At 66.4% G+C, this 25,199-nt stretch carries 24 protein-coding genes; 16 read left to right on the top strand and 8 right to left on the bottom strand.

Annotated features, from left to right (window positions below; translation table 11 throughout):
* Nucleotides 1-6: 6 nt before the first annotated feature.
* A complete protein-coding gene (locus RAM80_RS26645) occupies nucleotides 7-3,606 on the top strand; it encodes a transporter substrate-binding domain-containing protein (RefSeq protein ID WP_416423373.1) in 3,600 nt (1,199 codons plus the stop codon).
* 98 nt (nucleotides 3,607-3,704) lie between these two features.
* Here the strand turns inward: RAM80_RS26645 and RAM80_RS26650 are convergent, their stop codons facing one another.
* Complete coding sequence (locus tag RAM80_RS26650) at nucleotides 3,705-3,974, bottom strand: hypothetical protein (protein WP_416423374.1); 270 nt, start codon at nucleotides 3,972-3,974, stop codon at nucleotides 3,705-3,707.
* A 225-nt stretch (nucleotides 3,975-4,199) separates the two neighbouring features.
* Here RAM80_RS26650 and mhpT point away from each other — a divergent pair, with 225 nt between their 5' ends.
* The 4 genes from mhpT to RAM80_RS26670 all read left to right on the top strand — a co-directional run bounded on the left by mhpT (nucleotide 4,200) and on the right by RAM80_RS26670 (nucleotide 9,787).
* On the top strand, nucleotides 4,200-5,423 hold the full coding sequence (gene mhpT / locus RAM80_RS26655) for a 3-(3-hydroxy-phenyl)propionate transporter MhpT (protein WP_416423375.1): 1,224 nt from the start codon (nucleotides 4,200-4,202) through the stop codon (nucleotides 5,421-5,423).
* Nucleotides 5,424-5,494: 71 nt separating this feature from the next.
* Nucleotides 5,495-6,325: a p-hydroxycinnamoyl CoA hydratase/lyase gene (locus RAM80_RS26660; protein WP_416423376.1), complete on the top strand. Its 831-nt coding sequence runs from the start codon at nucleotides 5,495-5,497 to the stop codon at nucleotides 6,323-6,325.
* 128 nt (nucleotides 6,326-6,453) lie between these two features.
* Nucleotides 6,454-7,902 carry an aldehyde dehydrogenase gene (locus RAM80_RS26665; RefSeq protein ID WP_416423377.1) on the top strand — a complete coding sequence of 483 codons (1,449 nt, stop codon included), beginning with the start codon at nucleotides 6,454-6,456 and terminating at the stop codon, nucleotides 7,900-7,902.
* Between the two features lie 61 nt (nucleotides 7,903-7,963).
* Nucleotides 7,964-9,787 (top strand): feruloyl-CoA synthase, encoded by a 1,824-nt coding sequence (locus RAM80_RS26670; RefSeq protein ID WP_416427568.1) that lies wholly within the window; start codon nucleotides 7,964-7,966, stop codon nucleotides 9,785-9,787.
* Between the two features lie 53 nt (nucleotides 9,788-9,840).
* Here RAM80_RS26670 and RAM80_RS26675 read toward each other — a convergent pair whose 3' ends face one another.
* A complete protein-coding gene (locus RAM80_RS26675) occupies nucleotides 9,841-10,308 on the bottom strand; it encodes a MarR family winged helix-turn-helix transcriptional regulator (protein WP_416423378.1) in 468 nt (155 codons plus the stop codon).
* A 177-nt stretch (nucleotides 10,309-10,485) separates the two neighbouring features.
* On the opposite strand from RAM80_RS26675, the gene RAM80_RS26680 reads away from it, so the two are divergent.
* Genes RAM80_RS26680 through RAM80_RS26690 form a run of 3 tightly spaced genes read left to right on the top strand, consistent with a single transcriptional unit; the run spans nucleotide 10,486 to nucleotide 13,396 of the window.
* Nucleotides 10,486-11,217 carry a GntR family transcriptional regulator gene (locus RAM80_RS26680; protein WP_416423379.1) on the top strand — a complete coding sequence of 244 codons (732 nt, stop codon included), beginning with the start codon at nucleotides 10,486-10,488 and terminating at the stop codon, nucleotides 11,215-11,217.
* Nucleotides 11,218-11,245: 28 nt separating this feature from the next.
* On the top strand, nucleotides 11,246-12,538 hold the full coding sequence (locus RAM80_RS26685) for an MFS transporter (RefSeq protein WP_416423380.1): 1,293 nt from the start codon (nucleotides 11,246-11,248) through the stop codon (nucleotides 12,536-12,538).
* Between the two features lie 27 nt (nucleotides 12,539-12,565).
* Nucleotides 12,566-13,396: an amidohydrolase family protein gene (locus RAM80_RS26690; protein ID WP_416423381.1), complete on the top strand. Its 831-nt coding sequence runs from the start codon at nucleotides 12,566-12,568 to the stop codon at nucleotides 13,394-13,396.
* Nucleotides 13,397-13,483: 87 nt separating this feature from the next.
* Here the strand turns inward: RAM80_RS26690 and RAM80_RS26695 are convergent, their stop codons facing one another.
* The 5 genes from RAM80_RS26695 to RAM80_RS26715 form a co-directional block, all read right to left on the bottom strand.
* Complete coding sequence (locus RAM80_RS26695) at nucleotides 13,484-13,648, bottom strand: hypothetical protein (protein ID WP_416423382.1); 165 nt, start codon at nucleotides 13,646-13,648, stop codon at nucleotides 13,484-13,486.
* A gap of 343 nt (nucleotides 13,649-13,991) precedes the next feature.
* On the bottom strand, nucleotides 13,992-15,158 hold the full coding sequence (locus RAM80_RS26700; RefSeq protein ID WP_416423383.1) for an EAL domain-containing protein: 1,167 nt from the start codon (nucleotides 15,156-15,158) through the stop codon (nucleotides 13,992-13,994).
* Between the two features lie 93 nt (nucleotides 15,159-15,251).
* Nucleotides 15,252-15,584 (bottom strand): hypothetical protein, encoded by a 333-nt coding sequence (locus tag RAM80_RS26705; RefSeq protein WP_416423384.1) that lies wholly within the window; start codon nucleotides 15,582-15,584, stop codon nucleotides 15,252-15,254.
* Nucleotides 15,581-15,955 carry a phage holin family protein gene (locus tag RAM80_RS26710; protein ID WP_416427569.1) on the bottom strand — a complete coding sequence of 125 codons (375 nt, stop codon included), beginning with the start codon at nucleotides 15,953-15,955 and terminating at the stop codon, nucleotides 15,581-15,583. The genes RAM80_RS26705 and RAM80_RS26710 overlap by 4 nt, the downstream gene beginning before the upstream one ends.
* A 15-nt stretch (nucleotides 15,956-15,970) precedes the next feature.
* Nucleotides 15,971-16,285 (bottom strand): DUF883 family protein, encoded by a 315-nt coding sequence (locus RAM80_RS26715; RefSeq protein WP_416423385.1) that lies wholly within the window; start codon nucleotides 16,283-16,285, stop codon nucleotides 15,971-15,973.
* Nucleotides 16,286-16,580: 295 nt separating this feature from the next.
* Between RAM80_RS26715 and RAM80_RS26720 the strand changes: the two genes are divergently transcribed.
* The 8 genes from RAM80_RS26720 (at nucleotide 16,581) to RAM80_RS26755 (ending at nucleotide 23,422) form a co-directional block, all read left to right on the top strand.
* Nucleotides 16,581-17,789 (top strand): ammonium transporter, encoded by a 1,209-nt coding sequence (locus RAM80_RS26720; RefSeq protein WP_416423386.1) that lies wholly within the window; start codon nucleotides 16,581-16,583, stop codon nucleotides 17,787-17,789.
* 201 nt (nucleotides 17,790-17,990) lie between these two features.
* Complete coding sequence (locus RAM80_RS26725; protein WP_416423387.1) at nucleotides 17,991-19,085, top strand: acyltransferase family protein; 1,095 nt, start codon at nucleotides 17,991-17,993, stop codon at nucleotides 19,083-19,085.
* Between the two features lie 48 nt (nucleotides 19,086-19,133).
* Complete coding sequence (locus RAM80_RS26730; RefSeq protein WP_416423388.1) at nucleotides 19,134-20,108, top strand: acyltransferase family protein; 975 nt, start codon at nucleotides 19,134-19,136, stop codon at nucleotides 20,106-20,108.
* Nucleotides 20,109-20,230: 122 nt separating this feature from the next.
* A complete protein-coding gene (locus RAM80_RS26735) occupies nucleotides 20,231-21,193 on the top strand; it encodes an acyltransferase family protein (RefSeq protein WP_416423389.1) in 963 nt (320 codons plus the stop codon).
* Nucleotides 21,194-21,235: 42 nt separating this feature from the next.
* Nucleotides 21,236-21,472 (top strand): glutaredoxin family protein, encoded by a 237-nt coding sequence (locus RAM80_RS26740; RefSeq protein WP_416423390.1) that lies wholly within the window; start codon nucleotides 21,236-21,238, stop codon nucleotides 21,470-21,472.
* 116 nt (nucleotides 21,473-21,588) lie between these two features.
* Nucleotides 21,589-22,020 (top strand): D-Ala-D-Ala carboxypeptidase family metallohydrolase, encoded by a 432-nt coding sequence (locus RAM80_RS26745; RefSeq protein WP_416423391.1) that lies wholly within the window; start codon nucleotides 21,589-21,591, stop codon nucleotides 22,018-22,020.
* A gap of 134 nt (nucleotides 22,021-22,154) precedes the next feature.
* Nucleotides 22,155-22,469 (top strand): transcriptional regulator, encoded by a 315-nt coding sequence (locus tag RAM80_RS26750; RefSeq protein ID WP_416423392.1) that lies wholly within the window; start codon nucleotides 22,155-22,157, stop codon nucleotides 22,467-22,469.
* A gap of 56 nt (nucleotides 22,470-22,525) precedes the next feature.
* Complete coding sequence (locus tag RAM80_RS26755) at nucleotides 22,526-23,422, top strand: pseudouridine synthase (RefSeq protein ID WP_416423393.1); 897 nt, start codon at nucleotides 22,526-22,528, stop codon at nucleotides 23,420-23,422.
* Between the two features lie 156 nt (nucleotides 23,423-23,578).
* On the opposite strand, the gene RAM80_RS26760 is transcribed toward RAM80_RS26755, so the two are convergent.
* The gene (locus RAM80_RS26760) at nucleotides 23,579-25,192 is read right to left on the bottom strand and encodes an inorganic phosphate transporter (protein ID WP_416423394.1); all 1,614 of its coding nucleotides are present in this window, start codon (nucleotides 25,190-25,192) and stop codon (nucleotides 23,579-23,581) included.
* Nucleotides 25,193-25,199 lie beyond the last annotated feature (7 nt).

The raw sequence follows: 25,199 nt of genomic DNA on the forward strand, positions 1-25,199 counted from the left end.
GCCGCGATGAAGGCACGGATGCTGTGCTGGCTGTGGCTGTGGCTGGCGTGCCCGGCGCTGGCCGATGACGCGGCGCCCATGCTCTACGGCCGCTCGAACCTGGCCGCGGCTGAAATCGAGCAGCTGGAGCTGACCGATGACGACCGCCGCTGGCTATGGCAACAGCGCACCCTGCGCCTGGGCGTCAGCCAGCCCGAATACGCGCCGTTCGATGTGCTGGGCACCGGCCGCGAGTACGAAGGCATCACCGCCGACTACGCGGCGCTGGTGGCCACGCTGCTGAACCTGAGCGTGGAAGTGGTGCGTTACCCTTCACGGGCGGAGGCGCTGGCGGCGGTGCGCGATGGTGCCATCGACATGCTCGGGACCTCCAATGGCTTCGAGGCGTCCATGGCCTACCTGGTGCTGTCCGAAGCCTACGCCCAGGACGATTCGGTGCTGGCTACCCGCACCGACGATCGCACGGCACTGCTCAGCGGCCTCGATGACCGCCGCCTGGCCATGCAGGAGTTCTACCTGCCGCGCGAGATGGTCACACACCTGTACCCCAACGCCCACCTGCAGCTCTACCCCTCGACGCTGGCGGCCTTGGGGGCGGTGGCTTTCGGCCAGGCGGATGTGTTCCTGGGCAACGCCCTGGGGGCCTATTACCAGATCAACAAGGGCCAGCTCAACGGCCTGTTCCTCAGCCACCTGGTGCAGGCGCAGAGCAACCATTTCGGCTTTGCCCTGTCGCCGCGCAACAGCCGGCTGCTGGCCCTGGTCAATACCGCGCTGCAGGCCATTCCCGAGAGCGAGCGGCGGGCTATCCTGGGGCGCTGGAGTGTCGGCGGCGTCAGCATCGGCCAGCGCCGCGAGCTGGGGTTGAACGCGGCCGAACAACGCTGGCTGGCCACTGCGCCGACGCTGCGGGTATTGATGGACGACCAGTTCCTGCCGGTCAGCTACCGCGATGCCCAGGGCCGCTACCGGGGCATCAGCGCCCAGGTGCTGGACGTGATCGGGCAGATGACCGGGCTGCGCTTCGACGTCCAGTCCGGCACCACCCTGGAGGCGATGACCGAGCAGGTGGAACGCGGCGAGGCCGACCTGATCGCGGCCCTGCCGCAAAGCCGCGCCCGCGAGGAGCACCTGGGGTTTACCCGCGCCTACCTGAGCAGCCCGCGGGTGCTGGTCACGCGTGACCAGCGGGGCACTGCGCAGTCGCTGGAGCAACTGAGCGGCAAGCGCCTGGCGCTGATCCATGGCAGCTTCATGCGCGACCGGGTGGTCGACCAGTACCCTGCCATCATCCCTGTGGGCGCGCGCAGTGCCGACCATGCGCTGACGCTGGTGGCCGAGGGCAAGGCCGATGCGGCGATCCTCACGCTGATTGGCGCGCGCTATCGTATCCAGCGCCAATATTCCGGGCGGCTGCGCATCAGTGCCACGCTGCCGGTGCGCCCGGCCAGCCTGGCGTTCGCCACCTCGCGCCAGGCCCACGAGCTGCTGTCCATCCTCAATAAGGCGCTGTTGGCCATTCCCCCCCAGGAATTCAACGACCTGGCCGCCCGCTGGCGCGGCGAAGTGGTGCTGGAGGATAGCTTCTGGTCGCGGCACCGCTGGCACATCGTGCAACTGCTGATCACCACCCTGGTGCTGCTGGGCCTGCTGCTGGGCTGGCTCAGCCAGCTGCGGCGCCAGGTCAAGCGCCGGCGCGAAGCCGAGGCCAAGCTGACCGACCAGCTGGAGTTCATGCGCGAGATGATCGATGGCACGCCGCACCCGCTGTATGTGCGTGACCGCAGCGGTGAGCTGGTGACCTGCAATGCCAGTTACCTGGAAGCGTTGCAGGTGCTGCGCGACGAGGTCATCGGCAAGCCCGTGGGGCAGACCATCGCCCTGACCGCCGAGCAGGCCAAGGACTACCAGCAGGCCTACCTGGAGGCCATGGACGCGGGGGAAAAGGTGGTCGAGGACCGTGAAGTGCAATTGCGCAGCGGCGAAACCAAGACCATCTACCACTGGGTGCTGCCCTACAAGGCCGGCGACGGCCAGATCGCCGGCCTGATCGGTGGCTGGGTCGACATCACCGAGCGCCAGCGCCTGCTGCTGGCCTACCAGCAGGCGAAGGAGCAGGCCGAGGCCGCCAACCACGCCAAGACGGTGTTCCTGGCCACCATGAGCCACGAGATCCGCACACCGATGAACGCCATCACCGGCATGCTCGAACTGGCGCTGAAGAAATCCCAGCAGGGCCGCCTGGACCACCTGTCCATCGAAGTGGCGGCCGGCGCTGCCAGTGGCCTGCTGGCGTTGATTGGCGACATTCTCGACATCACCCGCATCGAGACCGGCCAGCTGACCCTGGCGCCCGTGCCCACCCTGTTGATGGCCCATGTGGAGGCCGTGGAGCGGCTGTTCCAGGGGCAGGCGCGGCACAAGCGCCTGCGCCTGGCCCTGGAGGTGCAGGGCCAGGCCGACACCCCGGTCATGCTCGACCCGCTGCGCTTCAAGCAGATCATCTCCAACGTGATCAGCAATGCCGTGAAGTTCACCCAGCGCGGCCAGGTCCTGGTGCGGGTGGTCTTCACCCCGAAAGACGCCGCCGTGGGGGTGCAGTTGACGATCAGCGACACCGGCGTGGGCATCCCGCCCGACGAGCTGTCGAAACTGGGTGCCGCGTTCGCCCAGGCCAGCAATCATCAGCACTCGGCCCGCGAAGGCTGCGGGCTGGGGCTGAACATCAGCCGCACCCTGTGCGCCATGATGGATGGCAGCATGAGCCTGGACAGCACCCTGGGCGAAGGCACGCAGGTGGTGATCGAACTGCAGCTACCGCGCGCCGAGGCCGTGCCGCCGCCCAAAGTGGCGCCGGAGGTGCCTAGCCAGGGCCCGGCGCTGAACATCCTGGTGGTGGACGACTACCGCGCCAACCGCATCCTGTTGCAGCAGCAACTGGCGTACCTGGGCCACCGGGTTACCCTGGCCGAGGACGGTGGCAGCGGTTTGCGCGCCTGGTTGGGCGGGCAGTTCGACGTGGTCATGAGCGACTGCAACATGCCGGGCCTGGACGGCTACCAGCTGGTGCGCGCGATTCGCGTGCACGAACGCCGGCAGCGCCGCCCGCGCTGCCGCGTGCTGGGCTTCACCGCCAACGCGGTGCCCCAGGAACGGGTGCGTTGCCTGGAAGCGGGCATGGACGGTTGCCTGTTCAAGCCCCTGGGCCTGACCGAGTTGGCCGTGGCCCTGCAGCCTGGCCAGGGTGGGCAGGTGACGGTGGCGCCGGCCAGCGATGGCATCGACCTGGCGTCACTGGAAGAGCTGACCGCGGGCGACAGCGTGGCGCTCAAAGGCCTTCTCGGCGATCTGGTGGAGTGTTGCCGCCAGGACCTGGGCAGCCTGGCCATGCTTGACGTCGAGGCCGACCGCGAAGGCATCGCCAACCTGGCGCATCGGGTCAAGGGCGGCGCGCGCATAATCCGTGCTGCGCAGGTGCTGGAGGCGTGCGAACTGGTGGAGCGGGCGTGCGCGGATGCGCAGCAGCCGTTGGCGGGCAGGGTGGAGCAGTTGCGCGATGCGCTGCAGGAACTGACCGCGGGCCTGGAGGTCCGCTGCCGCGCCTGACCCCGTAGCAGCGGCCCCAGGCCGCGTCCGGTCGCGCCGCGGTGCTTCAGTTGCGCTGCGGCGCGACCGGACGCGGCCTAAGGGCCGCTGCTACGTGTTTACTTGTTGTACTTGTCCAACCGGCTCTTCACCCGGTCGGTGATCTCGATGCAGTCCTTCACGTTGCCCTTGTCGCGGGCTGCGGCGGCAGAGTCGATGTCCTTGCCCACCAGCTCGTGCACTTTGGGGTCAGTGGTGGCAGCGCTGTTGATGCGGTCCTGCAAGCGCTGGATGTTCGCGTTGCACGTCTCGGTCTCGCCGGCGGCGCTGGCCTGGAAACTCAACGCCCCTGCCAGCACCAACAGCCCACAGCTCAAGATTCGCTTCATGGATGACGTCCTCGATCAATTGGTTGAACCATCTCGTTTAGGACAAGCACAAGCCAGTGTAGATGGCTTATTTGGTACGACAGATGTTGTTGTCGCTTCGTTCAGACAAAGATGCAGGCAAAACGCTTGCAGGACGGGGCATGGCTGGCAGGCATTTGGTTAATGTATATAATCATTAATCGTATTATCCATGTGCCACCACAACCACAACAAGAGATGCACACCATGCCTGTACGTCCCGCTTCCCCGCGGCCGGTATTGACCGTCGCGCTGTGCTGCGCCGTGGCCTTGCTCGAAGGCTTCGACCTGCAATCCACCGGTATCACCGCACCCTTCCTCGCCAAGGCCTTCGGCCTGGCACCCGCACAGTTGGGCTGGGTATTCAGCGCCGGGCTCATGGGCCTGCTGCCCGGCGCCTTCCTGGGCGGCTGGCTGGCCGACCGTGCCGGACGCAAGGGCACCTTGCTGGCGGCGGTGCTACTGTTCGGCGCCTTCACCCTGTTCACCGCCCATGCCAGCAGCTACCCCGGCCTGTTGCTAGCGCGGCTGCTGACCGGCCTCGGCCTGGGCGCGGCGCTGCCCATCATCATTGCCGTGGCCAGCGAGGCTGCAGCGCCGCGGCTGCGCAGCACCGCCGTCAGCCTGACCTATTGCGGCGTGCCACTGGGCGGTGCGCTGGCCTCGCTGATCAGCCTGTCGGGGGTAGGGGAGCAGTGGCGCACGGTGTTTCACATCGGCGGCCTGGCGCCGCTGCTGATCGCCGTGGCCCTGCTGGTGTGGCTGCCGCGCCTGGGCGTGACGGCACCGTCGCAGCGTGCCGAGGGCTCGCCCGCCGGCCGCCTGTTCAGCCAGGGGCGGGCGCGGCAGACGCTGCTGCTGTGGCTGGCGTGCTTCTTCACTTTGACCGTGCTGTACCTGCTGCTGAACTGGCTGCCCTCGCTGCTCATGGCCAAGGGCTTCGACCGCGTGCAGGCCGGCTGGGTGCAGGTGCTGTTCAACCTCGGCGGCGCCGCAGGCTCGCTGCTGACTGGCCGGCTGATGGACCGCCGGCGCACCGGGCTGGCGGTGGTGATCGCCTACCTGGGCATGCTGGTGGCCCTGGCCGGCCTGGGCCTGGCCGCGACGTTCACCGGTATGGCGCTGGCCGGCGTGCTGGGCGGCTACTGCTGCATCGGCGCGCAGCTGGTGCTGTATGCGCTGGCGCCACGGGTCTACCCGGCGGACATGCGCGCCACCGGCGTGGGCGCGTGCGTGGCGGTGGGGCGCCTGGGGTCCATGGCCGGGCCGCTGGCGGCGGGGCAGATCCTGGCGGCCGGGGCGGGTGTGGGCGGGGTGCTGCTGGCGGCCTCGCCGGGGCTGGTGGTCGCGGCGCTGGCGGCGTTGGCGTTGGTCGGTGAAGGGAGGGGTAAGGCTTTTTCTGGAAATATAGTTAATAGCATTAACGATTAATTGACGTAACCAGTTTTAGCCATTACTGTCTCTTCATCCACAACGCACAGCCCAAGAACAAGAGGTGTGAAATGAGCCGCTACGCAAACCGCTGGCAGACCGTGACCGTCGACGTCGAGGACGGCATCGCCTGGGTAACCCTCAACCGCCCGGAAAAACGCAACGCCATGAGCCCCACCCTCAACCGGGAAATGCGCGACGTGCTGGAAACCGTCGAGCAGGACGCCGACGCCCGCGTGCTGGTGTTGACCGGCGCCGGCAGCGCCTGGACCGCCGGCATGGACCTCAAGGAATACTTCCGCGAAGTGGACGCCGGCCCCGAGATCCTGCAGGAGCGCATTCGCCGTGATGCCTCGGAATGGCAATGGAAACTGCTGCGCCTGTACAGCAAGCCGACCATCGCCATGGTCAACGGCTGGTGCTTTGGCGGCGGCTTCAGCCCGCTGGTGGCCTGCGACCTGGCCATCTGCGCCGACGAGGCTACGTTCGGCCTGTCGGAGATCAACTGGGGCATCCCACCGGGCAACCTGGTGAGCAAGGCCATGGCCGACACCGTGGGCCACCGCCAGTCGCTGTACTACATCATGACCGGCAAGACCTTCGACGGGCAGAAGGCCGCCGAGATGGGCCTGGTGAACAAGAGCGTGCCGCTCAACCAGCTGCGCGAAGAGGTTATCCTGCTGGCCCAGGACCTGCTGGACAAGAACCCGGTGGTGCTGCGCGCGGCGAAGAACGGCTTCAAGCGCTGCCGCGAACTGACCTGGGAGCAGAGCGAGGACTACCTGTACGCCAAGCTCGACCAGGCGCAGCTGCGCGATCCCGAGCATGGCCGCGAGCAGGGCCTCAAGCAATTCCTCGACGACAAGAGCATCAAGCCCGGCCTGCAAGCCTACAAGCGCTGACCCGTTGTGGGAGCTGGCTTGCCAGCGAGTTTTGCGGGCCCCTGAAAATCTCGCTGGCAAGCCAGCTCCCACACGTACCGTCGTAACAACGCATCATTCCCGACAACCATAACAACGAGGAATGCACCATGTTCGAAGTCCCCTTGCTGATCGCCGGCAAGGCCGTGGGCGCCCGCGACGGGCGCACGTTCGAGCGCCGCTGCCCGATGACCGGGCAGGTGGTGTCGATTGCCGCGGCCGCCACCCTCGAAGACGCCGACGCCGCAGTGGACGCTGCCCACGCGGCGTTCCCGGCCTGGGCCGCGCTGGGCCCCGGCGAGCGTCGCAACCGCCTGCTGCGCGCCGCCGACGGCATGCTCGCGCGCAGCGCCGAATTCATGGCCATGGCCGCCGAGACCGGGGCCATGGCCAACTGGTACGGCTTCAACGTACAACTGGCGGCCAACATCCTGCGCGAGGCCGCAGCGCTGACCACCCAGGTCAACGGCCAGGTCATCCCGTCTGATGTGCCCGGCAGTTTCGCCATGGCCCTGCGCCAGCCGTGCGGCGTCATTCTCAGCATTGCGCCGTGGAACGCGCCGGTGATTCTCGCTACTCGCGCCATCGCCATGCCACTGGCGTGCGGCAACACCGTGGTGCTCAAGTCCTCGGAGCTGAGCCCGGCGGTGCACCGGCTGATCGGCCAGGTGCTGGAGGACGCCGGCATCGGCGCCGGCGTGGTCAATATTCTCAGCAATGCCCCGGCCGATGCCGCGGCCATTGTCGAGCGGCTCATCGCCCACCCGGCGGTGCGCCGGGTCAATTTCACCGGCTCCACCCATGTCGGCCGTATCATCGGCCAAGTGGCGGCGCGGCACTTGAAGCCGGCGTTGCTGGAGCTGGGCGGCAAGGCGCCGTTCCTGGTGCTGGCCGACGCCGACCTGGACGCGGCGGTGGAGGCGGCGGCCTTCGGCGCCTACTTCAACCAGGGGCAGATCTGCATGTCCACCGAGCGGCTGATCGTCGACGCGGCGGTGGCCGATGACTTCGTCGCGCGGCTGGCGCGCAAGGTCGCCGGCCTGCGCGCCGGTGACCCGGCGGACAGCCGCTCGGTGCTCGGTTCGCTGGTCGACCCTGCGGCGGCCACGCGCCTCCAGGCGCTGGTGGCCGACGCGGTCAGCCTGGGCGCCACCCAGGTGTGTGGTGGCGCGGTGCAGGGCAGCGTCATGCAGCCGGTGCTGCTGGACCACGTGACCCCGGCCATGCGCCTGTACCACGAGGAGTCGTTCGGCCCGGTGGCCGTGGTGCAGCGCGCCGCTGGCGACGAGGCGCTGCTGGCGCTGGCCAATGATTCGGCCTTCGGCCTGTCGGCGGCCATCTTCAGCCGCGACACCAGCCGCGCGTTGGCCCTGGCCCAGCGCCTGGAGTCGGGCATCTGCCACATCAACGGCCCCACCGTGCACGACGAGGCGCACATGCCCTTCGGCGGCGTGAAGGCCAGCGGCTACGGCAGCTTTGGTGCCAGCGCCGCCATCGAGCAGTTTACCCAGCTGCGTTGGGTAACGCTGCAGAACGGCCCTCGTCACTACCCAATCTAACCGCAACCCCATTAACTGCTTCCAATAACAACAAGCAGAGGGACATCGCGTGAATCGTTCAATGGCAGCGGCGCCCTGGCGCGCCGTGAACATCGGCCACCCCCAGGTGCAGGTCGATGAAGTGCAAGGGGTGCTGCACATGCGCGCCCTGGAACCGCTGCAGGCACACCCCCAGCGGCTGATGGAGCGCCTGGTGCAGTGGGCCCAGGCGCGCCCGCAGCAGACCTTCGCCGCCCGCCGCGACGGCCAGGGCCAATGGCAGCGCATCAGCTACGCGCAGATGCTCGAACGCACCCGCGTGATCGCCGCACGGCTGCTGGGCTTCAACCTCAGCGCCGAGCGGCCGCTGGTGATCCTGTCGGGCAACGACCTGGAGCACCTGCAGCTGACCTGCGCCGCGTTGTACGCCGGCATTCCGTATTGCCCGGTGTCGCCGGCCTACTCGCTGGTGTCGCGGGACTACGGCAAGCTGCGCCACATCATCGACACCCTGACGCCAGGCCTGGTGTTCGCCAGCGATAGCGCCTACCTGCCAGCTATAGAGGCAGTGCTGCCAGCGGATGTGCCGGTGATTTTTGCCGATGGGCAGTCGCCCGGGCTGGCCTTCGATGAACTGCTCGGCGCTGCCGACCCAGCCCTGGCGGACGCGGCGTTCGCTGCCGTGACCGCCGACAGCATCGCCAAGTTTCTCTTCACTTCGGGCTCCACCAAGCTACCCAAGGGCGTGGTCACCACCCAGCGCATGCTCTGCGCCAACCAGCAGATGCTGCTGCAGACCTTTCCCGAGTTCGCCGACGAGCCGCCGGTGCTGGTGGACTGGCTGCCGTGGAACCACACCTTCGGGGGCAGCCACAACGTCGGCATCGTGCTGTACAACGGCGGCAGCCTGTACATCGACGACGGCAAGCCCACCCCCGCGCTGTTCGCCGAGACCCTGCGCAACCTGGGCGAGATCTCGCCCACGGCCTACCTCACCGTGCCCAAGGGCTGGGAGGAGCTGGTCAGCCAGCTGGAGCAGGACGGTGACCTGCGCGAGCGCTTCTTCGCGCGCATGAAGCTGTTCTTCTTCGCCGGGGCAGGGCTGTCGCAATCGGTGTGGGACCGCCTGGACAAGGTTGCCGTGGCCCACTGCGGCGAGCGCATCCGCATGATGGCCGGGCTGGGCATGACCGAGACCGCGCCGTCGTGCACCTTCACCACCGGACCGCTGGCGGTGGCCGGCTACGTCGGCCTGCCGGCGCCTGGCTGCGAGGTCAAGCTGGTGCCGCGCGACGGCAAGCTGGAGGTGCGCTTCCGTGGCCCCCACGTGATGCCGGGCTACTGGCGCGCGCCGCAGCAGAGCCGCGAGGCGTTCGATGAGCAGGGTTATTACTGCTCCGGCGACGCCGTGCGCCTGGCCGACCCGCAGAACCCGCAGCTGGGGTTGATGTTCGATGGCCGCATCGCCGAGGACTTCAAGCTGTCCTCGGGGGTGTTCGTCAGCGTCGGGCCGCTGCGCACGCGGGTGATCCTCGACGGCGCGCCGTACGTGCATGACGTGGTGGTGGCGGGCCCGGATCGCGAGCGCCTGGGGCTGCTGATTTTCCCGCGGCTGGACGAGTGCCGCCAGCTGGCAGGGCTGGGTGCCGATGCCACGGTGGCACAGGTGCTGGCGGCAGCACCTGTGCAAGCCTGGCTGGCGGACCTGCTGGGGCGCCTCAACCAGCACGCCACCGGCAGCGCCAGCCGCATCGACTGGGCGAGCCTGGCGCAGCAGCCGCCGTCCATCGACAGCGGCGAGATCACCGACAAGGGCTCGATCAACCAGCGCCTGGTGTTGCAAGGCCGCGCCGCGCTGATCGACGACCTGTACGCCGGCAAGGTACCGCGTACCCTGGCCCGATAACGCGGCCTGCGGCCGCTGCTACGTAGCAGCTGCCGCAGGCGGCGTCCACAGGCTCAGGCGTTACCCTGATACACCTTGCGCAACAACCCCAGCAACTGCTCGCGCTCTTCGGCGCTCAGGTTCGCCGTGGCCTCCTGGTCGCTGCGCGCGGCCACCTCTTTCAGTTCCTTGAGCAACGCCTCGCCGGCCTTGCTCAGGAACAGTCCATAGGAACGCTTGTCCGGCTTGCAGCGCACCCGCAAGGCCAGCCCGCGTTCTTCCAGCTTGTTGACCATGGGCACCACCTGCGGCGGTTCGATGGCCAGGCTCTTGGCCAGTTCCGCCTGGGTGGGGCCGGGGTTCTGGGCGATGATCGCCAGGGCGGAAAACTGCGCCGGGCGCAGGTCATAGGCATTGAGCTGTTCCACCAGGTGCTGGAACACCTGGATCTGCGCGCGGCGCAGGGCATAGCCGATCAGATCGTCGAGCACGCCGGTGTCCAGCGGGTCGGGGGTGGTGGGCGGGGAGCTGGGAGTGGCCATGGTATCGGGCTTTTATTAGGGGAATCGTTAACCAGTATAACGGTTTATCCCGCCCCAGGTGTACCACCTTGCCGGACGACGAAGGGCAGGGGCGACGACTTGACGAACGCACGGAGGCAGCGAATACTGATTCCAGATTCATATAGATGACTACATAACTAAAAGAGCCCGTCTGCCATGAACAGTCTTTCCAGTGACGAGCGCCTGCCGCTGTACCAGCGCTTGCGCGACCAGCTCGCCGAGCAGATCGCCAGCAACCGCTGGCAGCCTGGCGCGGCCATTCCCACCGAGTCGGCGCTGGCGGCCGAGTACGGCCTGTCGATCGGCACCGTGCGCAAGGCCATCGACCAACTGGTCAGCGAGTCGCTGCTGGAACGCCAGCAAGGCCGCGGCACCTTCGTCCGCCGCCCGCAGTTCCAGTCCTCGCTGTTCCGCTTCTTCCGTTTCCAGGACGCCGACGGCGCCCGCCAGGTGCCGGAAAGCCGCATCCTCTCCAATGAAGCCCTGCAGGCGCCTGCCGACGTGGCCCATGCCCTGGCCCTGGAGCCCGGCGCCCCGGTCATCCGCCTGCTGCGTCTGCGCCTGATCAACGCCCAGCCGCTGCTGGTGGAAGAGATCTGGCTGCCCCACGAACCGTTCGCCGCCATCCTCGACCACGACCTCAATGCCCACGGCCCGCTGCTGTACCCGGTGTATGAAAGTCTGTGCGGGCAGGTGATCGCCGCCGCCGACGAGACCCTCACCGCCGAAGCAGTCAGCGAAGTGCACGCGCGCCTGCTGCGCGTTGACGCCGGTAGCCCGGTGGTAGTGATCGAACGGGTGGCGCGCAACTACGCCGGCCAGCCCCTGGAATGGCGGCGCTCCTGGGGCCACGCCCGGCACTTCCGCTACAGCGTCGAAATCCGCTGACCTGTCCCACCCATAAGGATAAGAAAACATGTTCACCTGGTATCGAGACGTCACCGCGCGCGAGCGCAAGACCTTCTGGGCCTGCTTCGGCGGCTGGGCGCTGGACGCCCTGGAAGTGCAGATGTTTGGCCTGGCGATTCCGGCGCTGATCGCCGCGTTCGCCCTGAGCAACACCCAGGCCGGGTTGATCAGCAGCGTCACCCTGATCACGTCGGCGGTGGGCGGCTGGCTGGGAGGCACGCTGTCGGACCGTTACGGCCGGGTGCGCACCCTGCAGTGGATGATCCTGTGGTTCTCGCTGTTCACCTTCGCCTCGGCGTTTGTCACCGACTTCAACCAGTTGGTGGTAATCAAGGCCCTGCAGGGCTTTGGCATTGGCGGCGAATGGGCGGCGGGTGCGGTGCTGATGGCCGAGAGCATCCAGGCGCGCTACCGCGGCAAGGTCATGGGCACGGTGCAGAGCGCCTGGGCCGTAGGCTGGGGCACCGCGGTAGGGGTGTTCACGCTGATCTATTCCTTCGTGCCCGCGGACTACGCCTGGCGGGTGATGTTCCTGGTGGGCCTGCTGCCGGCCATCCTGATCATCTACGTGCGCCGCAGCGTGCCGGAGCCGGACAGCTTCCTGCGCCAGCAACAGGCCAAGGCCGCGCCCTTGAACCTGTTCGCGGCCATGGCGGCCATTTTCCGCCCGCAACTGCTGCGCGTGACCTTGCTGGGCGGGCTGCTGGGCCTGGGCGCCCACGGCGGTTACCACGCGGTGATGACCTGGCTGCCGACCTTCCTCAAGACCGAGCGCAACCTCTCGGTGCTGAGCTCGGGCGGCTACCTGGCGGTGATCATCGTCGCCTTCTTCTGCGGCTGCGTGGCCAGTGGTTTCCTGGTGGACCGCATCGGCCGGCGCAAGAACATCATCCTGTTCGCCTTCTGCTGCGTGCTGACGGTGCAGGCCTACCTGTTCCTGCCGCTCACCAACCAGCAGATGCTGTTCCTGGGCTTCCCCCTGGGCTTCTTCGCCGCCGGTATTCCCGCCAGCCTCGGCTCGTTGTTCAACGAACTGTACCCGGCCGACGTGCGCGGCGCCGGGGTGGGCTTCTGCTACAACTTCGGCCGCGTGGTGGCCGCGGTGTTCCCGGCCATGGTCGGCCACCTGAGCGCGAGCATGTCCCTGGGCTCGGCCATCGGCATCGACGCCGGCATTGCCTACGGCGTGGCGATGATCGCCGCCCTGGCACTCCCCGAAACCCGCGGCCGCAGCCTGGTCGCCGAGGCCCCGGGCGCCACCCCCAAGCCTGTGGCGGGCACCCACCCGTCACGGGCCTGACCCCATCACTCCATGCAGACCATCACCATGCCACTGACCGCCCCCTTGCCCATCCTCGGCATTGACGCCCACGCCCACGTGTTCGGCCGCCAGCTCGACTTCGTCGACGGCCGCCGCTACACCCCGGACTACGACGCCACCCTGGCGCAATGGCTGGGTCACCTGCGCGAACAGGGGCTAAGCCACGGCGTGCTGGTGCAGCCCAGCTTCCTGGGCACCGACAACAGCCACCTGCTCCAGGCCCTGGCCGCTGCCCCCGAGCAGCTGCGCGGGGTGGCGGTGGTGGCGCCGGACGTCAGCCAGTCCCAGCTCAAGCGCATGGCCCGGCTGGGCGTGTGCGGCATCCGCCTGAACCTCATGGGTCAGGCCTTGCCGGACCTGGCGTCGCCCACCTGGGCGCCGCTGCTGGAAACGGTGGCGGAGCTGGGCTGGCACGTGGAGCTGCACCGCCAGATCGAAGACATACCCAGCCTGTGGGCGGCGCTGCAGCGCTACGGCTGCAAGGTCGCCATCGACCACTTCGGCCGCCCCCACGCCGGTTTCGGCGCCAGCCACGCCACCTTCCAGCGCCTGTTGGAACTGGGCGACGGGAAGCGCACCTGGGTCAAGCTCTCCGGGGTCTACCGCCTGGGCGGCACCCACAGCGAGAACCTGTCGTTCGCCCACGACGCGGTGCCGCTGCTGATCGAGCACTTCGGCGCCGACCGGCTGATGTGGGGCAGCGACTGGCCGCACACCCAGCACGAGCGGCAGGTGAATTACGCGGGTGAGTTCGAGCTGTTCCAGAGCCTGGTGCCGTGGGCGGCGCAGCGGCGGGCGATTCTGTGTGATGGGCCGGGGAAGCTGTTCGGCTTTTGAGGCTGGCGTCGTAGCCGCAGGGTTGGCAGTGCGGCTACGAGCGTTTGGCGGGGTACAACTTTAGTGACGAGTGATCCAGCGCTGCGCCTAGTCCTGAAGTTCGGCGGCCAGTACAGGCACCGCCTCCAGTCGTGCCTTGAGCTGATCGACGTAGGCCTGTGCTTCTTCCTCGGTGCGGAAGGTCACGGGGTCGTCGTTCAGCCAGACCAGGCAGGAGGAATCGTTGTTGTTTTTTTCGATCTTGATCTTCATCCGTAAAGCCATCTGCAGTTTTTGTGCGGGCGATAGTAGCCGAATCTTTCGCCACGTCAAATGTATCTTGAGGTGTCTAAAACGCGGCTTTCAGCGATTTTTAGGGTTTTGCTAGTAAATGCTGGTATTTCGCTAGCATTGAAGGATCGTTCGATATAAACAATCAAGCCTGTCTGTGTCGTCGCTGAAAAACAGACCTGGGGCGCACGACCTGTAGCAGCACTGTCTTTGTGGGAGCTGGCTTGCCAGCGAGTTTTCAGGGCCTCAACAGCTCGCTGGCAAGCCAGCTCCCACAGTACGTAGCAGCGGCCGCAGGCCGCGTCCTGGCGCACCGCACCTCCCATCACCCCAGATGCGCCGCATCCACGTCAATCAACAACAACCGCTGGCCGTTGGCGAAGAACTGCCCTGCGGTGAGGCAATACTGGTTGCTGGTGGCGTCGCGGTAGGTGCTGGACAGGATCAGCCGGCGTTCGTCCCAGCCTTCGGCCAGCAGGTGGTAGAAGTACGGGCGCCACGACCAGTTGTGGCCCAGGTAGCTGGGGTCGGCGTGCCAGCCCTGTTGGCGCCATTCCATGTTGGGGGTCAGTTGGGTGCCGTGGCGGTCGCACTGGTAGAAGCGCAGCAGCCAGGGGTAGGCGTCCAGCCGGGGCAGGGCGCTGGCAGGGGCGCCGGCCTGGGCCCAGGGTTGCAGCACGGCCATCAGCTCGCCCAGTTGCAGGCGCAGGTTCATCAGCCGCGCACGCTCGCCCAGTTTCTGCTGCACGTAGCGCTCGCGCAGGGCGGCGAAGCGGGTGACGAAGGCGTCGGCGGGGAAGAAGTCCGGTTCGGCGCGGGCGAACAGGTAGCCCTGCACGTAGCGTGAGCCGCATTCCAGGGCGAAGTTGAGCTCGGCTTCGGTTTCCACGCCCTCGGCGATGATCCAGCAGCCGGTCTTCTCCGCCATCTGTGCCAGGGCCTTGACCACTTCGCTGCTGGGGCCACCGCGGGCGGCGGCCTGGAACAGGCGCATGTCGAGCTTGAGGATGTCGGGTTGCAGCGCCAGCACGCGGTCCAGTTGCGAATAGCCGGCGCCGAAGTCATCGATGGCGATGCGCGCGCCGGCCTCGCGGTAGCGCTGCACCACCTGGCTGAGGCGACGGCTGTCGCCGCCCAGTTCGGTGATCTCGAACACCACTCGCTCGGCCGGCACGCCGTGGCGCTGCAGTTGGGTCAGGCTGGGCAGCGGCTGGTTGTCGCGCACGCGGCTGATCCAGCGCGGCGAGATATTCAGGCTCAGGAACCAGTCCTGCGGCGCCTCATGCAGGCGGGCCAGGGCGTCGCCGCGGATCTGCCGGTCCAGGCGCCGCAGGGCCGGGGCCAGGGTGCGTGGGTCGCTGAACAGCGGCCCCACCGACTGCACCGTGCCGTCGGCCTGGCGCAGGCGGCCCAGGGCCTCCACGCCGGCGATGCGGCCGGTGGCGGTATCGATGAAGGGTTGAAACCAGGCGAGCGGTTGCCCGTCGAACACGGCGGCTCCTCAGATGGCAGCTTCTTGAGCGCCCCGGCCGGAACCGGGGCATGGCCTAGGGCCTTTGCAAGAATGTAGCCAAATGATGGCAATCTAGTCCTTGCGTTGCATGGCCAGCTTGATCAGGGGCAGCAGGCTGGTGCCCAGCTTCACCAGGCGCGTCAGCCCGCCAGTGCCGCCGCTTTTGGCACCTTTGCCGGTGAGGAAGCCCAGCAGCACCACGCCGGCCAGGCCCCACAACGGTGCATGCTTGATGCCCAGGCCGTCCTGGACCGACTGGCCCATGCCGCGCAGGCGGTTCAAGGGGTTGATCAGCTGGCCGGATTCGTGGCGAATTTCCTGACGGTGCATTTCCATGCGCAAGCGGATCAAGGCCTTGCGCATTTCGCGACGCGACTGGTTCTGTGGCAGGTTCGGTGCACTCATGGCAACAGGCGCTCCCGATCGTTGGCCAGCTCTTCGAGGGTGCCGCTGAACGGCGAGGATTCATCGAAGATCGCCGCTTTCAACTTCATGGCGCAGAACAGCCCCGCCAGCAGGTAGAACACCGCCAGGCCAATCATGCCCTGCATGCGGTAGTTGTCCCACAGCAGAATCAGGATCAGGCCTGACAAGGCCACCAGTGCCAGCAGCGCGAATACCAGCGCCAAGCCTGCGAACAGCAGCAGGCTCAAGGTGCGCGATTTCTGCTCCTGCAGTTCGATGCCGAACAGTTCCACATGGCTGTGCAACAGGCCCAGCAGAGCCGCGCCCAGGCGCCGCGACGACGGCCCGGCGGCCGTCGATTTCGAGTCCATGTCCAAGGCCATCGGTTAGCGCCTTGTGGCCAGCAGGCCGACCAGGAAGCCCACGCCGGCGGCGATGCCGATGGACTGCCAGGGGTTTTCCTGCACGTAGGCCTCGGTCTTGGCCACGGCCAGTTCGCCCTTCAGGCGCAGGGTCTGCTCGGTGGCCTTCAGGGTTTCGCGGGCGCGCAGCAGGCTGTCGTGGATCTGCTCGCGCAGCTCGTCAGCCTGGTCGCCGGCCAGGGTCTTGGTGTGGTCCAGCAGCTTCTCGGTGTCGCGCACCAACGTCTGAAAATCAGCCATCAGTACGTCTTGTGCAGTCTTTGCCGTGGTGCGGGCCATGGTGCTCTCCATTGGTTGGCGTCTGGTGTTTCGAGTGCCCAGGCTTTCTGAAGGTTCCTTCACGTTTGCCTGGTACAGCTTTTGCTTTTCGTTGGTGCATAACAGCAGGCCCGTGCGCCAGATCGGCGCGCCAGAGCCTGCGGTGGAAATAAACCTTAACCCAAACGAAATAAACCCGAGGAAAAATTACCACGCAGTCGAATAAAGAGCGCGTTGCACGTCCCATATTGGTGCAATGACTCATCGGTCGACCTGCTTTGGTGCTGTTTTTCCGGACTTCAGGTCTGCCTTCTCGATGGATAATCTGCAAAGCGCCGTGCAAACACTGATTCACGGCTCCAATACCCTGTTCCTGCTGATGGGCGCTGTCATGGTCCTGGCCATGCACGCCGGCTTCGCGTTCCTGGAAGTCGGCACCGTGCGCCAGAAGAACCAGGTGAACGCGCTGTCGAAGATCCTCAGCGACTTCGCCGTGTCCACCCTGGCCTATTTCTTTATAGGCTACTGGATCGCCTATGGCGTCACCTTCATTGCCCCGGCCAGCGAGCTGAGCGCGGACCATGGCTATGCACTGGTGAAGTTCTTCTTCCTGCTGACCTTTGCCGCGGCCATTCCGGCGATCATCTCCGGCGGCATCGCCGAGCGTGCGCGTTTCGTCCCGCAGCTGTGCGCCACCACGCTGATCGTGGCCTTCGTCTACCCGTTCTTCGAGGGCATTGCCTGGAACGGCAACTTTGGCGTGCAGCCGTGGCTGCTGGCGCATTTCGGCGCCACCTTCCATGACTTCGCAGGCTCGGTGGTGGTGCACGCCATGGGCGGCTGGCTGGCGCTGGCGGCGGTGCTGCTGCTGGGGCCGCGCCAGGGCCGCTATCGCGATGGCCGCGTGGTGGCGTTCGCGCCGTCGAACATTCCGTTCCTGGCGCTGGGCTCGTGGATTCTGATTGTCGGCTGGTTCGGCTTCAACGTCATGAGCGCCCAAAGCGTGGCGGGCATGAGCGGCCTGGTGGCGATCAACTCGCTGATGGCCATGGTCGGCGGCACCATCGCCGCGCTGATCGTGGGCCGCAACGACCCCGGCTTCCTGCACAACGGCCCGCTGGCCGGGCTGGTGGCGGTGTGCGCCGGTTCCGACCTGATGCATCCCATTGGCGCCCTGGCCACCGGTGCCATCGCCGGCGCGCTGTTCGTGGGCTGCTTCATTGCCGCGCAGGGCAAGTGGAAGATCGATGACGTGCTGGGCGTGTGGCCGCTGCACGGCATCTGTGGCGTGTGGGGCGGCGTGGCCTGCGGCATCTTTGGCCAGCAGGCGCTGGGCGGCATGGGCGGCGTGAGCCTGGCCGTGCAAGTGCTGGGCAGCCTGGCCGGGGTGGCCGTGGCGCTGGTGGGCGGCTTTGCGGTGTACGGGCTGCTCAAGGCAGTGGTGGGTATTCGCCTGAGCCAGGAGCAGGAGTACTACGGCGCCGACCTGTCGCTGCACAAGATTGGCGCGGTCAACCACGATTGACCGGGTGGCGTCCCGGCCGCGATGCGGCGCTTGGGGACGCGGCCTGCAGCCGCTGTTACGGAGGGTGGGGGTGATGGCAGTTTGACGCCATAAACCAATGGTTTTCTTGCGTCGGCGTTCGGCATAGCATGCAGTTGGCCCAGGAGCATTTACCCTGGGCCACGGCTTTGGTATGGGGTTCGAACACAAGGGGCAAGGGGTATGGAGCGCCTGTTTTCGTTGCAGGGCATGCGGGGCGTCGCGGTAGTGGGCGTGGTGTTGTTCCACATGGCGGCGGTTGAAGCCAAATACAGCGGTGGCGACCTGTTGCTGCCATCCATGGTGGATTTCTTCCAGCTGGGCGTCGACCTGTTCTTCGTCATCAGCGGCTTCGTCATGGTCATAGTCACCCGCGGCCGCCACCAGGACTGGGTGCAGGGCCAGCGCTTCCTGTTCAATCGCCTGTCGCGCATCTATCCCAACTACTGGCTCTATTACCTGATTACCCTGGGCATCTACCTGGCGGCGCCGGGGCTGGTCAATTCCACCCACGGCGACTCGAACCTGGGCATGTCCTTCCTGCTGCTGCCCAGCGACAAGGTGCTGCTGGTGATGGTGGCCTGGTCGCTGGTGTTCGAACTGTGGTTCTACCTGGTGTTTGCCGCGCTGCTGTTCCTGCGCGAACAGTGGCTGCCCTGGCTGCTGGCGGGTTGGGCGCTGGTGCTGGTGGCCTTCAACCTGACCCAGGACTGGCAGGACTATTCCCCGGCGCTGCGGATCATGCTGCACCCCTACGCCCTGGAATTCATCGTTGGCTGCGCCGTGGCGCGCTACTTCTATTCGGCGCGCAGTGCCGCGCTGCCCACCGGCGTGGTCTGGGTGATGCTGCTGGCCTCGGTGCTGGTAGGCATGCCGCTGATCGCCAGCCTGGGCCTGTACAAGACGGTGGGGCTGCCGCGCATGCTGGCGGCTGCCCTGGTGTTCGGCACGCTGACCTTGTCGCTGGCGTTGCTGGAACGGCGAAAACTGATCACGGTACCGCGCTTGCTTACGCACATAGGTGACATGTCCTACACCGTCTACCTGTCGCACCTGCTGGTGCTCGGGGTGATGGGGCAGGTGTGGCGCCTGGTGGGCGCGAATCCGGACAGTCTGTGGGACAACCTGGCGTTTGTGCTGCTGATGCTGGCAGCCACGTTGTGCTATGGGGCAGTGGCGTACCGGGTGTTCGAGAAACCGCTGCTGGACCGCGCCACGGCGTGGTGCAACCAGCGCTTTCGCAAGGCACCGGCACGCGGGGGGTACGACACGGTGTGACGCATTCGTCGTCACGGGGCTTGGCGCTTTTTCGTCAGGTGACATCACATGGGCAAAACAACAACAAAAACAGTCAATGCAAACCTCAACTGGCTCAAACTTACCCTGGCCCTGATCGTGGTCGCGGTGCATTGCAAGATACTCGGCGGCAACGACACCCTGGCCGGGTACCTGTTGTGCAATGGTGTTTTCCGCGTGGTCGTGCCGGTGTTCTTCATCATCAACGGCTACTTCCTGGGCCAGGCGCCCATGACCTGGCCGGTGATGCGCCAATGGCTATGGCGCGTGACCATGCTCTACGTATTCTGGATGGTCATCTACAGCCCGCTGTACCTCACGGGGCTGGGCTTTGCCGATATGCTGGCGGCCATCAAGCAATGGGTCATCGGCTATTTCCACCTGTGGTACCTGGTGGGCATGATCGGCGCCGGCGCCCTGCTGTTCGTGTTGCACCAGCGCTCCACCGCCACTCTTGCGGCCGCGGCCCTGGCCACCTTCGCCATTGGCGTGGCGCTGCAGTACGCCAGGGTGTACGTGCACATTCCCAATGACTTCCTGCAGCACTTCAACCAGAACGACTACACCGCGCGCAATTTCCTGTTCATGGCGTTTCCGTTCATGGCCCTGGGCTACCTGCTGGCGCGCCACCCGCTGCACCTGCGCCTCAACCGCAGCCTGGTGTGGGGTTGGCTGCTGCTGGCCATGGCGCTGATGCTGCTGGAGTCCGAGCTCAACTACCGCAATGACCCGGTGCACCTGTTCAACTTCGACCTGCTGGCTTCGATGCCACTGGTGGCGCCGGCGCTGTTCATGCTGGTGATGGTCTACGACCGGCCCACCCAGAGCGTCTACGTAGGGCAGATGTCATCGGCGGTGTACTTCGTGCACCCGCTGATCTTGTGGTGTGCCCTGGGCGCGGGGGTGGTCTATGGCAACTTCATGGTGGCGCTGGTGACCCTGGCGGCCGTTGCGCTGGCGCCGCTGTTGATTGCCATGAACCAGCGCTGGCGTTTCATGCTCTAGGTGCGCGAGGCTCGACGGCAAATAGCCATCACCGATAAGATGGTGGCTGTTGCCGCTGCTACGCTGTGTGGCGGTTGGACTGCTCCAGGTTTTTCCAATTTCGCCCACTAGAGCGCTTAGGGATGAGCAAGATCGTCAACGCAAACCTGGACCGGCTCAAGCTGCTGCTGGCGCTGATGGTAGTGGCCATGCACTGCAAGGTGCTGGGTGGCAACGACAGCCTGCCGGGCTACCTGTTGTGCAACGGCCTGCTGCGCATCGCGGTGCCGGTGTTCTTCCTGATCAACGGCTATTTCCTCGGCCAGGCGCTGCAGGGCGCGGCCGGCATACGCCGCTGGCTGGGGCGCATCGTGCTGCTGTACGTGTTCTGGATGCTGGTCTACAGCCCGTTCTACGTGGCGGGTTCAGGCGTGGGCGCGGTGCTGCTGGCGCTCAAGCAGTGGCTGATCGGCTTCTTCCACCTGTGGTACCTGCTGGGCATGATCGGTGGTGGCCTGCTGCTGTATGCCGTGCGCGAGCGCCGCACCTGGCAGGTCGCCGCGCTGGCGTTGATTGCCTTTGCCCTGGGCCTGGCGCTGCAGTACGCGCGGGCCTACGTGCAGATTCCCGAGGCGTTCCTGCAACACTTCAACCAGAACGACTACGCGGCGCGCAACTTCCTGTTCATGGGCTTCCCGTTCGTGGCGACGGGCTTCCTGCTGGCCCGCCACCAGGTGCCGGCACGCCTGGCCCCGGGGCTGTTGTGGAGTTGGCTGGTGGTGGCGCTGCTGCTGATGCTGGCCGAGTCGTGGTTCAACTACCAGCACGCCCCCGACCGCGTCATCAATTTTGACTTCATGTTCACGCTGCCGCTGGTGGCCCCGGTGGTGGTGCTGCTGGCCCTGCATTACCCGCGCCCAGGCACGGGTGACCGCGTGGGTCGATTGTCGGCGGCGGTCTACTTCACCCACCCGTTGTTGATGTTCGCGGCGATGGCTGCGGGGCTGGCGTACGGCAGCCTGATGGCCCTGCTGGTGGCGCTGCTGACCCTGGCCGTGGCACCCCTGGTGATTGCCGCCAGCCGGCGTTGGCGGTTTATCCTGTAGGTTCTAGAATAGGGCCCATTCCCACCTTGCCCGGTAAGCATCATGCCTGCTGAATGCCAATTGCTTGGAACCCTGGGGTGCCACCTGTGCGAGCTGGCCGAGGCTGAGCTGATGCCGCTGGTGGAGCACGGGTTGCAGGTGGAACTGATCGACATCGCCGAAAACCCCGCGCTGTTCGACAGCTACTCGCTGCACATCCCCGTGCTGCTGCGCATCGACACCGGTGCCGAACTGCGCTGGCCGTTCGACACCGCCCAGGTGGTCGCCTTCGTGCGCTGAGCCTGCGCAGGCTTTCCCGCTGCCCCGTCGCCGCGCCTACATAGATAACTACACGCTCCCTCCACCGGCCCCGGACAATGGCCGGTGCACCCGTGCGCACGTCAAGGAGCGACAGCATGAACCTGAGCGACAACTTCACCCTGGCAGAGATGATTGCCTCCCCCTCGGCCGCCAAGGCCGGCATCGACAACACCCCCGACGCGGCCGTTATCGCCAACCTGCGCCGCCTGTGCCAGCTGCTTGAGGCCATCCGCACCCTGGTGGACGCGCCGCTGCTGATCAGCAGCGGCTACCGTGGCCCGGCGTTGAACGCGCTGATTGGCGGTTCGCCCACCAGTGCGCACCTGCGTGGCCTGGCCGCGGATTTCACGGTGGTGGGCTTGGCGCCGCGGCAAACGGTGGAACTGATCGCCGACAGCGGCCTGGTGTTCGACCAGCTGATCCTGGAGTTCGACCGCTGGGTGCACCTGGCCGTCAGCGAGCGGCCACCGCGCCGCGAAGTGCTGACCATTCGCAAGGACACCGGCTACCTGCCCGGGATTGTCTGAGGCGCCACCGATCATCTGCGCATTGACGCAGAGGGTAGCGATCCTTATGCTGTATATAAATACAGTGGTGGTGAAAGTGTATACCGCAGGGCGCCCGCGCGTGCCCTGAGCAACGAAGTCAGAGGATTGCCCCCGTGGTCAATGTCGAACAACTGAAATACAGCGTCAACCGCATGAGCCCGGAAGTGGTCCAGGAGGCGGTGCTGGAGCTGCGCCTCGATGGCCTGGTAACGGAAGGCAAGACGCCCTTCAACAAATTGCATTTCAACACCTGCTTCGCCGAGATCGAGGCACTGTTCCAGCGTGCCGGCTACCATCGCCCGCTGGACGTGGTGGGCTACGAGGGCCTGCTGTACGCCCTGTACGACCCCACTCGCTGGGAAGCGGTGCAGGTGCTGCGCTGGCTCAAGGAGTTCACCGACGCGGCGCGCCAGGCCCACGCGCAATGACAGCGGGCGCGGCACTGGGGGATAATGCCAGGCTGCCTTAGCCCAGAGCCCTGCCCATGTCCGATCGTGCCTTCAACGCTGCCCATCACCAGGCCAGCACCCTCAGCCTGCCGCCTGGTCCCTGGACGACGGTGCTCGATTGCCTGTGCGATCACTTCAAGGCCATCGACCGCACCCAGTGGCTGGACCGCATTGCCCGGGGCAGGGTACTGGACGCCCAGGGGCAGCCGATAACGGTCGACCTGCCCTACAAGCAGGGCCTGCGCATTCACTATTTCCGTGAAGTGCCCAATGAAAAGCCCATCGCCGCCCAGGAGCAGATCCTGCACGTGGACGAGCACCTGGTGGTGGCCGACAAGCCGCACTTTCTGCCGGTGACGCCCACTGGCGAGTACGTGGAGCACACCCTGCTGCGCCGGCTGATCCGCCGCCTGGACAATCCGCACCTGGTGCCGCTGCACCGCATCGACCGCCACACCGCTGGGCTGGTGCTGTTTTCGGCCAACCCCGAGAGCCGCTCGGCCTACCAGTCGCTGTTCCCCAACCGCCAGATCGACAAGCGCTACCACGCCATCGCCCCGGCGCTGCCGCACCTGAGTTTCCCGCTGGTGCACAAGAGCCGCATGGTGCACGGTGAGCCGTTCTTCCGCATGCAGGAAGTGGACGGCGTGCCCAACAGCGAGACGTTGGTGGAGGTGGGGGAGAAACATGGGGATTTGTGGCGCTACATCCTCTATCCCATCACCGGCAAGACCCACCAGCTGCGGGTGCACATGACGGCGCTGGGGGCCAGCCTGTGCAACGACCCGTTCTACCCGCAGGTGTGCGGGCAGGGCGAGGCGGATGATTACGCGAAACCGTTGAAGCTGCTGGCGCAGAGCCTGCGCTTCAAGGACCCGTTGACGGGTGAGGAACGCAGCTTCGAGAGCCGCCTGACACTAACCTTCCCGTAGCAGCTGCCGAAGGCTGCGTCCCTGGCGGATCGCGGTGCCTGGGGACGCGGCCCTAGGCCGCTGCTACGGGGCGTTGGTCCAGCTGCCGAAGGCTGCGTCCCCGGAGGATCGCGGTGCCTGGGGACGCGGCCTTAGGCCGCTGCTACGGGGCGTTGGTCAGAACACCGAGTTGAACAACCAGTACAACGAGCCTGACAGCAGGATGGCCGCCGGCAAGGTCAGCACCCAGGCCATCACCAGGTTGCGGATGGTGCGCATCTGCAGCCCCGAGCCGTTGGCCACCATGGCCCCGGCCACGCCCGAGGACAGCACGTGGGTGGTGGACACCGGCAACCCGTACATGTCCGCCGCGCCGATGGTCAGCATAGCCACCACTTCGGCGCTGGCGCCCTGGGCGTAGGTCAGGTGGTTCTTGCCGATTTTCTCACCGACCGTCACCACGATGCGCTTCCAGCCCACCATGGTGCCCAGCCCCAGGGCGATGGCCACGGCCACTTTCACCCACAGTGGGATGAAGCGCGTGGAGCTGTCGATCTGCTGCTTGAACTGCGAGACCTTGGCCTGAGTGTCGGCGTCGAACTGGCCGACCTTGTCCTTGTCCATCAGGCGAATCGCCTCGGAGGTCAGGTACATGTCGTTACGCACGTTGCCCACCGCGGCGGCAGGGATGGCGGTAAGGCTGCCGTAGGCGTTGACCTCGTTGCCGATCAGCCCGGCAATGGCGGCCAGGGCCGGTACCAGTTCCGGGGTAGCCTGCTTGTTGCGGATATAGTCCGTCAGGATCGCCCGCGGGTCGCCGTTCACCGGCGTTGGCGCGGCCTTGACCAGCGCCTGTTGGGTCACCTGGGCCACGGCGGCGAACTGCACCGACTGGTCGGCCGGCATGGCGCGGTTCAGGGCGTAGGCCATGGGCAGGGTGCCCACCAGGATCAGCATGATCAGGCCCATGCCTTTCTGGCCGTCGTTGGAGCCGTGGGCGAAGGACACGCCGGTGCAGGTCAGAATCAGCAGGCCGCGAATCCACCATGGCGGTGGCGCGTCGCTGACGGGCGCCTTGTACAGGGCGCGGTTTTTCACGAACACGCGCAGCACCACCAGCAACAGCGCGGCGAAGGCGAAGCCCAGCAGCGGCGACAGCAGCAGCGAGTAACCGATTTTCAGCGCCTGGCCCCAGTCCACGCCGCTGGTGCCGTCGCGGCCGTGCATGAGTGCGTTGGCCACGCCCACGCCGATGATCGAACCGATCAGGGTGTGCGACGAGGAGGCCGGCAGGCCCAGCCACCAGGTGCCCAGGTTCCAGATGATGGCCGCCAGCAGCAGGGCGAAGATCATCGAGAAGCCGGCGGATGAGCCCACCTGCAAAATCAGCTCCACCGGCAGCAGGGCGATGATGCCGAACGCCACCGCGCCGCTGGAGGTCAGCACGCCGAGGAAGTTGAACAGGCCCGACCACACCACCGCGAACTGCGGCGGCAGCGAATGGGTGTAGATCACCGTGGCCACCGCGTTGGCGGTGTCATGGAAACCGTTGACGAACTCGAAGCCCAGGGCGATCAGCAGGGCTACGCCCAGCAGGATGAACGGCGTCCAGGTGGTGACGATGGTGCCCATCTCGTCGACGTCGGTCACCAGGCTCCAGGTGCTGTAGATCAGCCCGATGGCCAGCACGATGAAGAAGCCGATGAGGGTGCCGCGCCCTGGCTTGCGGTCAAACTGCGGGCGCGCTTGAGTACTGCTGGGGGATGAAGAAGCCAGGGTTGGCGTAGCCATGTCAGGC

Source organism: Pseudomonas sp. App30 (assembly GCF_047947025.1).
Taxonomy (GTDB): Bacteria; Pseudomonadota; Gammaproteobacteria; order Pseudomonadales; family Pseudomonadaceae; genus Aquipseudomonas.

Coding starts and splice junctions, on each gene's coding strand:
- RAM80_RS26645 (WP_416423373.1), top strand. CDS start 7: ATGAAGGCACGGATGCTGTGCTGGCTGTGGCTGTGGCTGGCGTGCCCG.
- RAM80_RS26650 (WP_416423374.1), bottom strand. CDS start 3,974: ATGAAGCGAATCTTGAGCTGTGGGCTGTTGGTGCTGGCAGGGGCGTTG.
- mhpT (WP_416423375.1), top strand. CDS start 4,200: ATGCCTGTACGTCCCGCTTCCCCGCGGCCGGTATTGACCGTCGCGCTG.
- RAM80_RS26660 (WP_416423376.1), top strand. CDS start 5,495: ATGAGCCGCTACGCAAACCGCTGGCAGACCGTGACCGTCGACGTCGAG.
- RAM80_RS26665 (WP_416423377.1), top strand. CDS start 6,454: ATGTTCGAAGTCCCCTTGCTGATCGCCGGCAAGGCCGTGGGCGCCCGC.
- RAM80_RS26670 (WP_416427568.1), top strand. CDS start 7,964: ATGGCAGCGGCGCCCTGGCGCGCCGTGAACATCGGCCACCCCCAGGTG.
- RAM80_RS26675 (WP_416423378.1), bottom strand. CDS start 10,308: ATGGCCACTCCCAGCTCCCCGCCCACCACCCCCGACCCGCTGGACACC.
- RAM80_RS26680 (WP_416423379.1), top strand. CDS start 10,486: ATGAACAGTCTTTCCAGTGACGAGCGCCTGCCGCTGTACCAGCGCTTG.
- RAM80_RS26685 (WP_416423380.1), top strand. CDS start 11,246: ATGTTCACCTGGTATCGAGACGTCACCGCGCGCGAGCGCAAGACCTTC.
- RAM80_RS26690 (WP_416423381.1), top strand. CDS start 12,566: ATGCCACTGACCGCCCCCTTGCCCATCCTCGGCATTGACGCCCACGCC.
- RAM80_RS26695 (WP_416423382.1), bottom strand. CDS start 13,648: ATGAAGATCAAGATCGAAAAAAACAACAACGATTCCTCCTGCCTGGTC.
- RAM80_RS26705 (WP_416423384.1), bottom strand. CDS start 15,584: ATGAGTGCACCGAACCTGCCACAGAACCAGTCGCGTCGCGAAATGCGC.
- RAM80_RS26710 (WP_416427569.1), bottom strand. CDS start 15,955: ATGGACTCGAAATCGACGGCCGCCGGGCCGTCGTCGCGGCGCCTGGGC.
- RAM80_RS26715 (WP_416423385.1), bottom strand. CDS start 16,285: ATGGCCCGCACCACGGCAAAGACTGCACAAGACGTACTGATGGCTGAT.
- RAM80_RS26720 (WP_416423386.1), top strand. CDS start 16,581: ATGGATAATCTGCAAAGCGCCGTGCAAACACTGATTCACGGCTCCAAT.
- RAM80_RS26725 (WP_416423387.1), top strand. CDS start 17,991: ATGGAGCGCCTGTTTTCGTTGCAGGGCATGCGGGGCGTCGCGGTAGTG.
- RAM80_RS26730 (WP_416423388.1), top strand. CDS start 19,134: ATGGGCAAAACAACAACAAAAACAGTCAATGCAAACCTCAACTGGCTC.
- RAM80_RS26735 (WP_416423389.1), top strand. CDS start 20,231: ATGAGCAAGATCGTCAACGCAAACCTGGACCGGCTCAAGCTGCTGCTG.
- RAM80_RS26740 (WP_416423390.1), top strand. CDS start 21,236: ATGCCTGCTGAATGCCAATTGCTTGGAACCCTGGGGTGCCACCTGTGC.
- RAM80_RS26745 (WP_416423391.1), top strand. CDS start 21,589: ATGAACCTGAGCGACAACTTCACCCTGGCAGAGATGATTGCCTCCCCC.
- RAM80_RS26755 (WP_416423393.1), top strand. CDS start 22,526: ATGTCCGATCGTGCCTTCAACGCTGCCCATCACCAGGCCAGCACCCTC.
- RAM80_RS26760 (WP_416423394.1), bottom strand. CDS start 25,192: ATGGCTACGCCAACCCTGGCTTCTTCATCCCCCAGCAGTACTCAAGCG.